Source organism: Candidatus Equadaptatus faecalis (genome assembly GCA_018065065.1).
Lineage (GTDB): Bacteria > Synergistota > Synergistia > Synergistales > Synergistaceae > Equadaptatus > Equadaptatus faecalis.
This window is the reverse complement of sequence record JAGHTZ010000081.1, coordinates 1-11765: the sequence shown is the minus strand read 5'-3', so window position 1 is coordinate 11765 and position 11765 is coordinate 1. Positions and strand designations below refer to the sequence as shown.

The 11765-nt window shown below is 44.1% G+C and carries 15 protein-coding genes; 14 read left to right on the top strand and 1 reads right to left on the bottom strand.

The window, feature by feature from the left end; genetic code table 11:
• The first annotated feature begins 92 nt into the window (after nucleotides 1-92).
• The 7 genes from KBS54_06620 to KBS54_06590 are packed head-to-tail and all read left to right on the top strand — an operon-like array spanning nucleotide 93 to nucleotide 4024.
• Nucleotides 93-350 (top strand): winged helix-turn-helix transcriptional regulator, encoded by a 258-nt coding sequence (locus tag KBS54_06620; protein MBQ0055798.1) that lies wholly within the window; start codon nucleotides 93-95, stop codon nucleotides 348-350.
• A 2-nt stretch (nucleotides 351-352) separates the two neighbouring features.
• Nucleotides 353-1345, top strand: coding sequence for a permease (locus KBS54_06615; protein MBQ0055797.1), 993 nt, complete (start codon nucleotides 353-355; stop codon nucleotides 1343-1345).
• A gap of 11 nt (nucleotides 1346-1356) precedes the next feature.
• A complete protein-coding gene (locus KBS54_06610; GenBank protein ID MBQ0055796.1) occupies nucleotides 1357-1848 on the top strand; it encodes a thioredoxin family protein in 492 nt (163 codons plus the stop codon).
• Nucleotides 1848-2537, top strand: coding sequence for a sulfite exporter TauE/SafE family protein (locus KBS54_06605; protein MBQ0055795.1), 690 nt, complete (start codon nucleotides 1848-1850; stop codon nucleotides 2535-2537). Before KBS54_06610 ends, KBS54_06605 begins: the two co-directional genes overlap by 1 nt.
• Before the next feature lie 47 nt (nucleotides 2538-2584).
• Nucleotides 2585-3193, top strand: a complete 609-nt coding sequence (locus tag KBS54_06600; GenBank protein MBQ0055794.1) for an AraC family transcriptional regulator — start codon at nucleotides 2585-2587, stop codon at nucleotides 3191-3193.
• 47 nt (nucleotides 3194-3240) lie between these two features.
• Nucleotides 3241-3630 carry a hypothetical protein gene (locus tag KBS54_06595; GenBank protein MBQ0055793.1) on the top strand — a complete coding sequence of 130 codons (390 nt, stop codon included), beginning with the start codon at nucleotides 3241-3243 and terminating at the stop codon, nucleotides 3628-3630.
• A 49-nt stretch (nucleotides 3631-3679) separates the two neighbouring features.
• Nucleotides 3680-4024 (top strand): thioredoxin family protein, encoded by a 345-nt coding sequence (locus KBS54_06590; GenBank protein MBQ0055792.1) that lies wholly within the window; start codon nucleotides 3680-3682, stop codon nucleotides 4022-4024.
• Nucleotides 4025-4080: 56 nt separating this feature from the next.
• On the opposite strand, the gene KBS54_06585 is transcribed toward KBS54_06590, so the two are convergent.
• Nucleotides 4081-4599, bottom strand: coding sequence for a hypothetical protein (locus KBS54_06585; GenBank protein ID MBQ0055791.1), 519 nt, complete (start codon nucleotides 4597-4599; stop codon nucleotides 4081-4083).
• A 212-nt stretch (nucleotides 4600-4811) separates the two neighbouring features.
• Here KBS54_06585 and KBS54_06580 point away from each other — a divergent pair, with 212 nt between their 5' ends.
• From KBS54_06580 to KBS54_06550, 7 genes are all read left to right on the top strand, one after another.
• On the top strand, nucleotides 4812-6173 hold the full coding sequence (locus KBS54_06580) for an MATE family efflux transporter (protein MBQ0055790.1): 1362 nt from the start codon (nucleotides 4812-4814) through the stop codon (nucleotides 6171-6173).
• A 231-nt stretch (nucleotides 6174-6404) separates the two neighbouring features.
• Nucleotides 6405-7256 carry a Bro-N domain-containing protein gene (locus KBS54_06575; GenBank protein ID MBQ0055789.1) on the top strand — a complete coding sequence of 284 codons (852 nt, stop codon included), beginning with the start codon at nucleotides 6405-6407 and terminating at the stop codon, nucleotides 7254-7256.
• Nucleotides 7257-7465: 209 nt separating this feature from the next.
• Nucleotides 7466-8506 (top strand): hypothetical protein, encoded by a 1041-nt coding sequence (locus tag KBS54_06570; protein ID MBQ0055788.1) that lies wholly within the window; start codon nucleotides 7466-7468, stop codon nucleotides 8504-8506.
• Nucleotides 8481-8975 carry a hypothetical protein gene (locus tag KBS54_06565; protein ID MBQ0055787.1) on the top strand — a complete coding sequence of 165 codons (495 nt, stop codon included), beginning with the start codon at nucleotides 8481-8483 and terminating at the stop codon, nucleotides 8973-8975. Before KBS54_06570 ends, KBS54_06565 begins: the two co-directional genes overlap by 26 nt.
• Before the next feature lie 267 nt (nucleotides 8976-9242).
• Nucleotides 9243-9947 (top strand): PDZ domain-containing protein, encoded by a 705-nt coding sequence (locus KBS54_06560; GenBank protein MBQ0055786.1) that lies wholly within the window; start codon nucleotides 9243-9245, stop codon nucleotides 9945-9947.
• Between the two features lie 348 nt (nucleotides 9948-10295).
• The gene (locus KBS54_06555; protein ID MBQ0055785.1) at nucleotides 10296-10550 is read left to right on the top strand and encodes a type II toxin-antitoxin system HicA family toxin; all 255 of its coding nucleotides are present in this window, start codon (nucleotides 10296-10298) and stop codon (nucleotides 10548-10550) included.
• Nucleotides 10547-10885: a type II toxin-antitoxin system HicB family antitoxin gene (locus tag KBS54_06550; protein MBQ0055784.1), complete on the top strand. Its 339-nt coding sequence runs from the start codon at nucleotides 10547-10549 to the stop codon at nucleotides 10883-10885. Before KBS54_06555 ends, KBS54_06550 begins: the two co-directional genes overlap by 4 nt.
• Nucleotides 10886-11765: the final 880 nt, after the last annotated feature.

The following is an 11765-nucleotide window of genomic DNA, read 5'->3' as shown; positions in this document are numbered from 1 at the left end:
GTAAAATAATATATTGACAAATGGCAATATATCAATATAATAAACCATACGATAATTTGAAAGGACTGAAAGAGATGACAGACGACAAAAGGATGGCAGAGGTATTCAAGGCTTTCTGTGACGAAAACAGGGTAAAAATTTTACGGCAGCTGACAGACGGCGAAAAGTGCGCCTGCAAACTGCTTGAAGAGCTTCAGATATCTCAGCCTACGCTTTCGCACCACATGAAAATCCTTTGCGATTCAGGTGTTGTGAACGGATGCAAGAAGGGCAAATGGATGCACTATTCGCTGGCGCGCGAAGGATTTGAAGCGGCGCGCGCAATACTCGATACGTTTGAGGGGGAATAAATATGTGGCTTTTTATCCAAAATCAGCTGCTTAAAATGGAGTGGCTGGACGCGCTTGCCGCGCGTCTGCTTGCCGTCTGCGGGATTGACGTAAGCGGACGGCTTGGCGGCAGTCTGCGCTTTTTTGTTTACGACAGCATAAAAATTCTGCTTCTTCTCTGCACGCTGATTTTCGTTATCTCGCTCATACAGAGCTATTTTCCGCCTGAAAGAAGCAGACGGATATTAAGCCGTTTCGGCGGTTTTACGGCAAGCCTCTGCGCGGCTCTGCTCGGCACGGTTACGCCGTTCTGCTCCTGCTCGTCCATCCCGATTTTCATAGGCTTTACAAGCGCCGGACTGCCGTTGTCCGTCACCTTTTCGTTCCTGATTTCTTCGCCGATGGTTGATTTGGGCTCGCTGGTTCTGCTTGCCTCGGTTTTCGGCTGGAAAATCTCGCTTCTGTACGTGCTTTCAGGGCTTGTCATCGCAGTCTGCGGAGGTGCCCTTATGGGATTTCTGAAGCTTGAAAACGAAGTGGAGGACTGCATACGCAACGCAAAAATCTTTGAAACTGCTCAGGCAGAGCTGCGTTTTTCGGACAGGCTTGATTTCGCCGCGGAGCAGACGTCCGCAACGGCAAAAAGACTTTTGCCGTACGTTCTGGCGGGGGTTGCGATCGGCGCCTTTATCCACAACTGGATTCCGGAAGAATTTGTAGTACGGCTTCTCGGCAGCAGAAATCCGTTCGGCGTAATTCTGGCGGCGCTTGTCGGTATTCCGATGTATGCCGACGTATTCGGCACAATTCCGATTGCCGAAGCCCTGCTTGCCAAAGGGGCATTGCTCGGTGTTGTGCTTTCCTTTATGATGGCGGTTACGACGCTTTCCCTGCCTTCGCTCATTATGCTGCGCAAGGCTGTAAAGCCCAAGCTGCTGGCTGTTTTCGTTGCGATATGCACAATCGGAATTATTGCCTCCGGATACATTTTCAACGCTGTTCAAAAACTTTTATAGGAGATGAGAGAATGAAGAAAACGTTTTACGCGATAATTTTAACTGCGCTTATGGCCGGATATTTCTGCGGAAGCATCTTTGCGGCAGAGAAACCGGCTTACGATTTCTCGCTTGAAACGAAAGAAGCGCTGAACTTTGAAAAACTGCTGAAAACGGGACTGCCCGTTATTGCCGATTACGGCTCTGAAGGCTGCGGACCCTGCAGAAAAATGTACCCTGCGCTTGAGAAAACGAACGCAAAATACAAAGGCAGGGCGTTCATCAAATTTGCCGATGTCTGGAAACACCGCAAAGCGGCGGGCGATATGCCGCTTCAGGTCATACCCACGCAGTTCTTCTTCACTGCGGAAGGAAAGCCCTTTGTACCGTCCGAAAAACTGGCAAAGAAATTCAAATTTCTCATGTACGAAGGCAAAGACGGAAAGCATGCGCTTACCGCGCACCAGGGAGGACTTTCCGAAGCGGACTTTGATGAAATTCTTAAGGAGCTTGGCGTGAAATAATGGAAGCCCTGCTTGAACGGCTTGCGGAAACTGTTTCGGCAAATGCGTGGCTTGCTCCGGTCTCGGCGCTTTTTGCCGGGGTGCTTGCCTCGCTTATGCCGTGCTCGCTGCCCTCAATTCCGCTTATAATCGCGTACGTCGGCGGCACTGCGGAAAGAAACGGCAGAAAAGCACTGCTGCTTTCGCTCGTTTTCGCGCTCGGAAGCGCCGTTTCCTTTGTCATTATGGCGTTAATAGCCGTGTCTGCCGGAAAACTGCTCGGCATTTATTCGCGCGGCTGGCTGATATTTCTTGCGCTGCTCATGTTTGCGATGGCGTTTCAGATCTGGGGAATTGCAAATTTTATCCCCTCGCTCAACCTGGTTTCAAAAAGCAGGCTGACGGGCTGTGCGGGGGCGTTTGCCGCCGGAATTCTTGCCGGAATATTCTCCTCACCCTGCTCTACGCCAGTGCTGATAGCGCTTTTGTCGGTAATTGCGGCGGAAGGCAGTATTGTGCGCGGAACGGTGCTTATGCTGTTTTACGCGCTGGGACACGGCTTTCTGGCGGTGCTTGCAGGCACCTCGCTCGGTTTTGCACAGAAGCTCAGCGCAAGCAGCCGTTACAAAACGTTTTCAAAGCTGTTCAACTGTGCTGCCGGTTTTGCAATTTTGATAACCGGAATATACATGCTTTACCTCGCATTTTAACTGCACTTTTTTTGACAAATCCAATTTTACAAGTAAGGGAAACATAAATGAATAAACTAGAATTCATAAAAGATATATCGACAACAATGGAAACAGTAAGTTTTGAAGAGGTAAACATTTCATATCCAGAACATACACATACCGGACATTACATACTAGGTATTGTCACAAAAGGAACAGTAAAGATTATTATTGACCATGAAGATTTTATTTGTTGTGAAGGTGAAGTGTTTTCTGTAGCACTGAATTTACCTCATTCTATAGAACCTATTTCAGATAGATATTCTATGATAAGCATTTGTGTTCCTCGAGAGGATGATATTGAAAGAGATTTGGACATAATAAGAAAGCATATTATTGGAAATCCAGAAGTTGACATAAATATTGCACAAATGTCTGAAAAAGTTCATATAAGCAAGTATCATATGATTAGAAAATTTTCAGAAGAAAATGGCTTGACTCCGCATAAATTTCAGTTACAGTGCCGAATTAGAAAAGCGCAAGAATTATTACTTTACGGAATGAAAGTAGTTGATGTTGCAACGGCACTTGGATTTTACGATCAAAGCCATCTCTGCCGAGTGTTTAAGAGACAAGTAGGAATTTCTCCTAAAGAATATATTAATTCCGCAATTATATCCAAGGCAAATAATTAGAACCATCGTAAAGTTGGTCTACACTCAAATAAAGGGAGGACAATATTATGAGTAGTGAAGTGTTTGAGGCATTTAACAAAGGAAGATTGGTACTTGTTGGGGGTGAAGCAGCTTTTGATCATATTAATTGGTCAAAGCATCCCACATTCGAAGGTGTTGAACTTAAGCATATTGTTACAGCTAAGGATACCAATGGAAAATTTAGTTATCACCTTGTAAGAATTGCACCAGGCAAGGCAATTGACAACCATACTCATGAGACACAGCTTGAGACACATGAAGTTATTGCTGGAGATGGGATTTGTATAAACAATGGTGTGGAAATTAAGTATGAAATGGGAGTGATTTCTATAATGCCTGAAAAGGTACCACATGAAGTAAAGGCCGGAAAAGAAGGTTTGTTTTTATTTGCAAAGTTCATACCCTCTTTATGCTAACGCTTTGAAAAAGACAGAACTATAAATTCATACAAAAGGAGTGACTGATATGTTCGGATTTAAACTTGGAAAGAAAAATGAGCCGTCGTGCTGCTGTTCATGCGAAAAAGCAGCGGAAACGGTATCCGAGGCGGTGTCGGGAAAAATTAAAAGCATCACCGTACTCGGTGCTGACGGCTGCACAAACTGCCACACGCTGCTTGAACGCGTGAAAGAAGCAGTTTCAGCCCTCGGACTTGAAATTCAGCCCGGCTTTGAAACAGACATGAAAAAGATAGTCGGCTACGGTGCAATGTCAATGCCGGGGCTTGTAATCAACGAAAAACTTGTTTCTGCCGGCAGACTGCTAAAAACACAGGATATAATCAAAATATTTGGAAATATAACGGAATAAAACTGCCCTAAAATAAAAATATCCCCCGAAACGGGGGATATTTTGCTGTCTTTTTTCTAATCGTATATCCTGTCAAACGCTTCGTCCCTGTCTATTCCGAGAACATAAACCAGTTCGTCGGAAGCAAGCTTCTCAGCCGCGGCAAGAATTCTTCTGTCACAGTCAATAAAGTGTCTGCCCAATTTTTTCTGACGCAGCTTATGTTCCCTGAGCGCCCGTGCAAGACGCACCATATCGGCAAGAGTGCCTGTCTTCATCAGCTCTTCAAAGCTGGCAAGCCGCTCCTTGGCGCTGTCTATCCACTGCAGCGGTTCATCTTTTGCGCAGTTCACGGCAGCTGTGAGCTGTTTTTCGTCAAAAATCCTGCGTATCAGCAGATCCAGACCGTCTGCGTCTGCAGGGACGTAAAACTTTGTTGTCTTGGCAACGAAAACAGGTTCAAGCGTATAGTAAAGCTTCTGCGAATCCCCGAAAGTCCGTTCTTCTGTGGAACTGACTCTGCACACTCCGTAACGGCGGTATAAAACGATTTCGCCGGCGGAGAACTTGATTTCTGATGTTTCGGTATCTGACATAATTTCACCCTGGCTGTTCTGGTTTTGCGGACACGCTGTGCGGCGCGGATGGCAACAGTCCGTACAATGATATATTAACCCATTTCGGTAAAATTTTCAAACGCGGAGGCAGAATTTTCCCAAAAAATAAGTAAAAAATACGATTTCGCGGCAAAGTTTTTGGACTATAATGCAGACATTGAGAAAAACAGACGAAGGGGGGAGTGGCACAGATGACGCTGTTTTTGGAAGACTCAATCCCGCAGGGCTACCTTTTTTCAAAACGTGACATACGGAATCTTGTCATTCCGCTTATTTTAGAACAGCTGCTCGGCGTAACCGTAGGCATGCTGGACTCCATCATGGTCTCCTATGCCGGTGAAGCGGCGGTTTCGGGCGTTTCGCTTGTAGACAGCATATTTATACTTATTCAGCAGATGTTTGCCGCTTTGGCGGCGGGCGGGGCGGTTGTCGCCGGTCAGTATCTCGGCATGGACAACAAACAGAAAGCCTGCCGCTCGGTCAACCAGCTGCTTATCGTCACAGCTTTGGCAGGGCTTGCGGTTACGCTCTTCCTGTACGCCTCGCGAAGTTTCCTGCTTGACTCCGTCTTCGGAAAAATAACGCCTGCCGTCCGCTCGTCGGCGGACGTGTACCTGCTTATAACCTCCGCATCGGTACCCTTTATGACCTGCTTCCTCACGGCATTTGCCGTTTTCCGCGCCCAGAGCGACTCGAAACTGTCGCTCAGGATTTCGGTAGTAATGAACGTCATAAACCTCTTCGGCAATGCGCTGCTTGTCTACGGCTTTAAAATGGGAACAGCCGGAGTTGCGATTCCGACGCTCGTTTCACGCATGGCAGGCGCCGTTATATGCCTGCGTTACCTGCTCAGACAGCACAGAACGCTGCACATCTCTCTGCCGTTCCGCTTCGTAATAGAAAGAAAAATGCTCTACAACATTCTTTACATAGGGGTGCCGAACGGTTTTGAAAGCTTTATGTTCAACTTCGGCAAAATTATCCTGCTCTCGCTCGTCGCGGAATTCGGAACGGCATCCATAGCCGCAAACGCGATAGGCAACAACTTCGGACTGTATCAGGTGCTGCCCGGAATAGCGCTCAGCCTCGCAATGGTAACGGTTGTTTCGCGCTGTGCAGGCGCGGCTGACATTGAGCAGGTGCGTTTCTACACGAAACGGCTGATGAAAATGAGCACGGTGTACTGCAGCCTTGCCACGCTGCTTGTCTTTGCGCTGAGCTGGCCGGTGCTTAAAATATACAACGTCTCCGCCGAAGCAAACAAACTCGCATTGATAATAACGGCGATACACGGCATAGGCACATTCTTCACCTACACGCCCTCCTTTGTACTGCCGAACGCGCTCCGTTCCGCAAACGACGTCAAATACTGCCTGATAATATCCTCAGTTTCCATGTGGCTTGCGAGAGTCGGAGGCAGCTACGTGCTTGCGCGCTGGTTTGGCATGGGAGTCATAGGCGTATGGATTGCAATGCAGCTTGACTGGATATTCCGCAGCGTCTGCTTTATCCGCCGCTTCAAAGGCGACGAATGGCACTCAATCAGACTGTAATTTGAAAGCGCATGACAAATAATGAGTTGGCGGCAAAATGCCACCGGCTGAAATTACCCAATAAAATCCAACGGGCTGAATGACAATTTCAGCCCGTTTTTTTGTGCTGGGGCTGGGCAGCATACCACAAAATTTTCAAAAAATGTCATTTTCAAAATGACATTTTTTGCTTGAACTGCGATAATATAAACGAAAGAAACGAAGCAGCCGAACTGCAAAGGAGATACTGCAATGACGAAAAACACGGTACAGCTTTTTGAAAACAGAAAAATCAGAACTGCATGGGACGAAAACAAAGAAGAATGGTACTTCTCCATAGTTGACGTGGTCAGCGTGCTAACAGAAAGCGCAGATTCCGCGGCATACTGGAGAAAACTTAAACAACGTCTAAAACGGGAAGGAAATGAAACCGTGACAAATTGTCACGCTTTCAAAATGATGGCACCTGACGGAAAAATGCGCCTTACAGACGTTGCGGACACCAAACAGCTTTTGCGTATTATTCAGTCAATACCCTCAAAAAAAGCAGAACCGTTCAAATTATGGCTTGCAGAGGTCGGCAAAGAAAGAATAGACGAAACAATAGACCCTGAAATTGCAATAGACAGAGCGCTTGAAACATATCTCAAAAAAGGATACAGCGAAGACTGGATACACCAACGCGTGCTTGCGATACGAGTCCGCAACGAGCTTACCGCGGAATGGCGCGAAAGAGGCATAAAACAGGGAGCAGAATACGCGATACTTACGGACGAAATCAGCAAAGCGTGGTCGGGAATGACAACGAGGCAGTACAAAAACTTCAAAGGACTGAAAAAAGAAAACCTGCGCGACAACATGACAACGACAGAACTGATACTCAATCTGCTTGCCGAAACCTCCACAAAAGACATCTCGGCGGCGGAAAAGCCTGAAAACTTTGAAGAAAGCGTAAAAGCTGCGCAACAGGGAGGGGAAGTTGCGGGAATAGCGCGTCAGGCACTTGAAAAACGCACGGGCAAAGCTGTACTGACACAACAGAACGCAGCAGACTTCAAAGAACTTATCACAAACGTAATTGAAACAACTGGAAAACTGAAATAATCCCAACGGGCTGAACAAATTTCAGCCTGGTTTTTTTTGCAATTTGTAAAATGACGAGACAAAATCGGGGAATTGTGAGAGAATATATAGCGTAGGGCGAAGAAGTTTGTAATGGTAGTGTTGAAAGAGATTGTCTAGTCGGACGGAGAAAAAATCTTTAGCTAACCTAAAAGAATGTTATTGATAGATGCAGCAAAATCTCTATAGATATGCGAGGTGTTGAGAATATGGTTTCTAATAATAGCATAACGAACGTTACGTTTTATGATATACATACTGATTATTGTGCGATTGATATTGAAACTAACCAAAAAGGTGAGATTATTGAAATTGCCGCAATAAAAGTCCACAATGGTGCAGAGATTGGGCGTTTATCTAGTCTGATTAAGCCGAAGACAGATATAGATAGATCTAGCACACCATTCAAAATAAACAGAATTGGCAATTCAGAACTTCAAGATGCGCCTTGTATAGAGGAATTTCTTCCAAAGTTTATAGATTTCGTTAAGGGATATTATATTTTAGAGCATAGCGGCCAAAATTTGTTTGATATTCCTAAAATAAGAAAAGCGGCAGAAGCCATTGGCATAGAATTTAATCCATGCTATTTTAATACGTGTGAATTAGCACAAGCAATCTTACGTAAGCCTGATGATGTCGAAAATCATACGGTAGAAACATTAGGTAGATTTTTCGGGATTAGAGAAAAAGAAATGCATAGAGCCGAACCAGATGCGGAAGATGCACATAAAATATACCAAGCTCTGATAAATAGATTACAAAAGCTGGACATGGACATTACATCTCTTAAATCGATGCATTGCAAGTTACAACATTCAAATACGAATAATAACATACATAACGTTACTAAAGAAAATGATGTTTTAAAACGTTCATCGTCTGTAGAAAAAACACCGCAAATATCAGAAACTGTGGAAAAATGCTTATCGTCAAATATGAACCCAGATCTTCAGGGTAAAACTTATTATTTAACTGGTAATTTTGCAGGAGGAAGGAAAGAGGATATAAAAAAACGTATAGACCAATATGGATTCTCGTTGGTCTGTGAAAAAAGTATAAGGAAAAAACCACCTACTGATTTTTTAATTGTTGGGCTGTGTGGAAGCAACAGTCGAAATGATGAAAAAATTGAAGATGCTCGCAACAATGGGACATCTGTGTATATGGAAGATACCTTTTTTGAAATATTGGAGCGTAAACAACATGGAACAGATGACTTTACAGTTTGAAGAAAACATTAGCGGCATTGATTTGTTGAAAAGCACGATTGCGCAACAATTAAATGGCAGTTTACTTTCAGATGCCATATGTGCAGTAGAAAATAAAGGTTATATGGCTGTAAAGGCTAAAAGTTTGATTGCAGTAAAGATTACACAACGTAAAAATGATGTGTTGCTTGAATATAAATCAAAATATGACACGCACTTTAATAATTACAATATTCAGCATACGACTGATAAAATGAGTAGAATTGAACTTCCTAATATGGATGCTGTAGTATCCTTATCAAATGAGTTTTGTAAAATAGCCGCGGAAGTTCTTACTGAATCAGGTGCTACATTTGGTTGTTGTGGAAGATATGAACAATGTAGTGATGCAAAACGTTGTATTCATCCAGATGCCCTGTACTCCCTGACTTGTAGTTATCGTAAAAATTTAGAGGCGGGTAGAATATTTTACGGCAAAAATCGTATATGAGAGTGGTGTATTTTGAGAAGGGTATTCTGCAATGAATTTGAGCCGAAGTTATTGGAATCGAATCAAAGGTCTATAGGTGTATTTGTCTTGTACTTTATAGCGTATGAAAATTTAAAATCGGGGAATTGATTACAGTTTTGGCGAATAAAAAATAAAAAATAAATTTTTTATATAGACATGAAACAGGTGCATACGGGCAGATATATGGTATAATTAAAGGGTGTAAGGATAGAAAATGTCCTAAAATAGGCGCAGGGAGGTAGCAGAATGAAATCAACAAGTTTAACAAGAACAACGAAAAAACTAATCAGGTCAGCGCTGATAATACTGTGCTTCACACTGCCAGCACACGCCGAATCCATGTACACCGTTACCGTTAACAATGTGAGCCTCAAACAGGTACAGGATGCAGTCATTGAAGTGTTCACAGGAAAAAACTTTAACCTTGATGATGTATCTGACTACCGGATAGTCATGACAAAAGCCTTTGGCGACGGATTTTGGGTAGCTAGCAGAAAATGCTTTGTGAGGTGCAACACAATTGCAAGAGACGGTAACGTCAAAATGACTTTCACCGAAGAAGAAGGAGACAACGGCGCATATCGCCGTAGGTCAATAGACCACCTCATACCGATAATTAACGAAGTGAAATCTGTACTTGACGGCACACCCAAAAATATCATAAAAAATGAAGCAGTTAACCAACTTCCAGGTTCAGGCAACGAACGCGAAAAAGCGCTTGGCATAAGACTTGCCGAAAACAATAAAGTGGCAGAAATAGTTGCGGCAAGTGCCGCACAAGATAAAATTTTCCCAGGTGATTTAATAGTTGAAATAGACGGAATATCCGTTGAAAACATGGACACGAAATCACTTGAAACCTACATCAGCAACAAATGGGGTAACAGCAAATCTCTAACTTTCACTATCGACCACGAAGGCAAAAAAAACATAATCGTGCTGACAAAATAATGTTATAATACACATTCGCCATTCAAATGACAAACGGAATCAGTTATACGAATAAAATTGGTTCAACGTTTTACAACAATCAGATGCACGGTTTTTTACGCGGAGGTTTGAATATTTTGGATCCTGATACAGAAACAAAAGCAACGGAGGTTATCCGCAGATAGGTTCGGTTATTACAGCGCTTTTGCAAATCTTTTGTAAGCTATTTCGCGCCGTAGCGTATGAGAATACACAAGCGGGAGATTGATTTCAGCCCCCCGCTTGTTTTTTGTATAAATGGCAGTAACTAATTATGGTTGCAAATTTGCAAACAGCGTTTATAATAAATGTTGTTAGGTGGTGATTATCTTGGGGCAGGAGGATAAACTTGTTGAGCGGTTGAAGCAGAAGCCGAGGGATTTTACTTTTGCGGAAGCGGAAACTTTGCTTGGCTGTTTTGGCTATGCGCGTTCAAATAAGGGCAGGACAAGCGGATCTCGTGTAATATTCGTAAACGAACAGCATCCGCCGATTTTGCTGCATAAACCGCACCCGAGAAAGGAATTATTGATGTATCAGGTGAAACAGCTGATAGATGTTTTAGAGCAGGAGGGTTTGATATGAGCAGCGTCATGGAATATAAGGGGTATGTCGGCAGTGTGGAATTTTCACAGGAAGATGCCGTTTTTTTCGGCAAGGTGCTGGGTATTCGCGCGCTGATTTCGTATGAGGGAAAGGACGCAAAGGGTCTGATTAAAGATTTTCACTCTGCGGTAGATGATTATTTGTCGTTGTGTGAGGCGCAGAACAAAGCGCCTGAGAAAGCATACAAGGGAAGTTTTAACGTCCGTATTTCTCCTGAACTGCACAAGCAGGCTGCGATAACGGCAATGGCGGAGCAAATTTCGTTGAACAGTTTGGTTGAAAGTTCAATCAGGCAGTTCGTTGTTGGTCGCTGACGGGTTATCTCTTTTGCGTAAAGTTTAACAGAAACCGCCGGAGATCGTTGCGTCTCCGGCGGTTTCTGTTTTTTGCATTTCGGTACGCGGACAAACGGCTTTGCCGCCGAAATTTGACGGTGTGCCGTTTGTTCGTTTCTGAAAGTTTGTTTCTTTGTTGCACTGTGTTGCTTTTGTTACAATCCCAAGGCTGTGAGAGGGAGCCGTGTGTGGACTTGAAGCCGGGCGGTGCCCACTACTGCATGTGTTTAACGCTTTGCAGCGCTTCAATCGTCGTACCTCGAACAGGTGCGGATTTGTCGCAGCCCTGAAAACGGGATTACGCAAACGCGAATGCGATTTTTATTTTTTATTGGGGCGGACTGACCCCGCGGAGTTAAACGTTCGTTTGACTGACATTTTGAAATTTCAGTCTGAGACTTCCGCAAGTCCCCGAACGTTCAGGAGTTCGCCCGCAAGCAGGACGCATATAAACGTTTCCTGCCCCTACATATACAAAAACGGCAAAACTGTATTGAATGGCAACCTGTTTTTCTGAAAAAACAATTATTTTGCGATAGATTGTTAAAAAAGTTATATGTTTTCCGTGCCGTAGTGTATGAGAATACAAAAGCGGGGGACTGATTTCAGTCCCCCATTTTTTGAATACTTTTGCCGGCAGCCGCCAAATGACAGCCGCCGGCAGAATTTTGGTACAACAAACATAGCCCTTTCGGGGCGAGTACGTTAAAACAAACGACGAACTTAGAACGACGAACGAAGAACAATTTAGAAAAGCATAATTGCGCGTTTCAATAGTTCCAACGTTCTTCGTTCTGTGTTCATCAAACTTCGGATTACTTCTTACTGGGAGCACCGTTCATTTTCCTCCGAAGCCGCA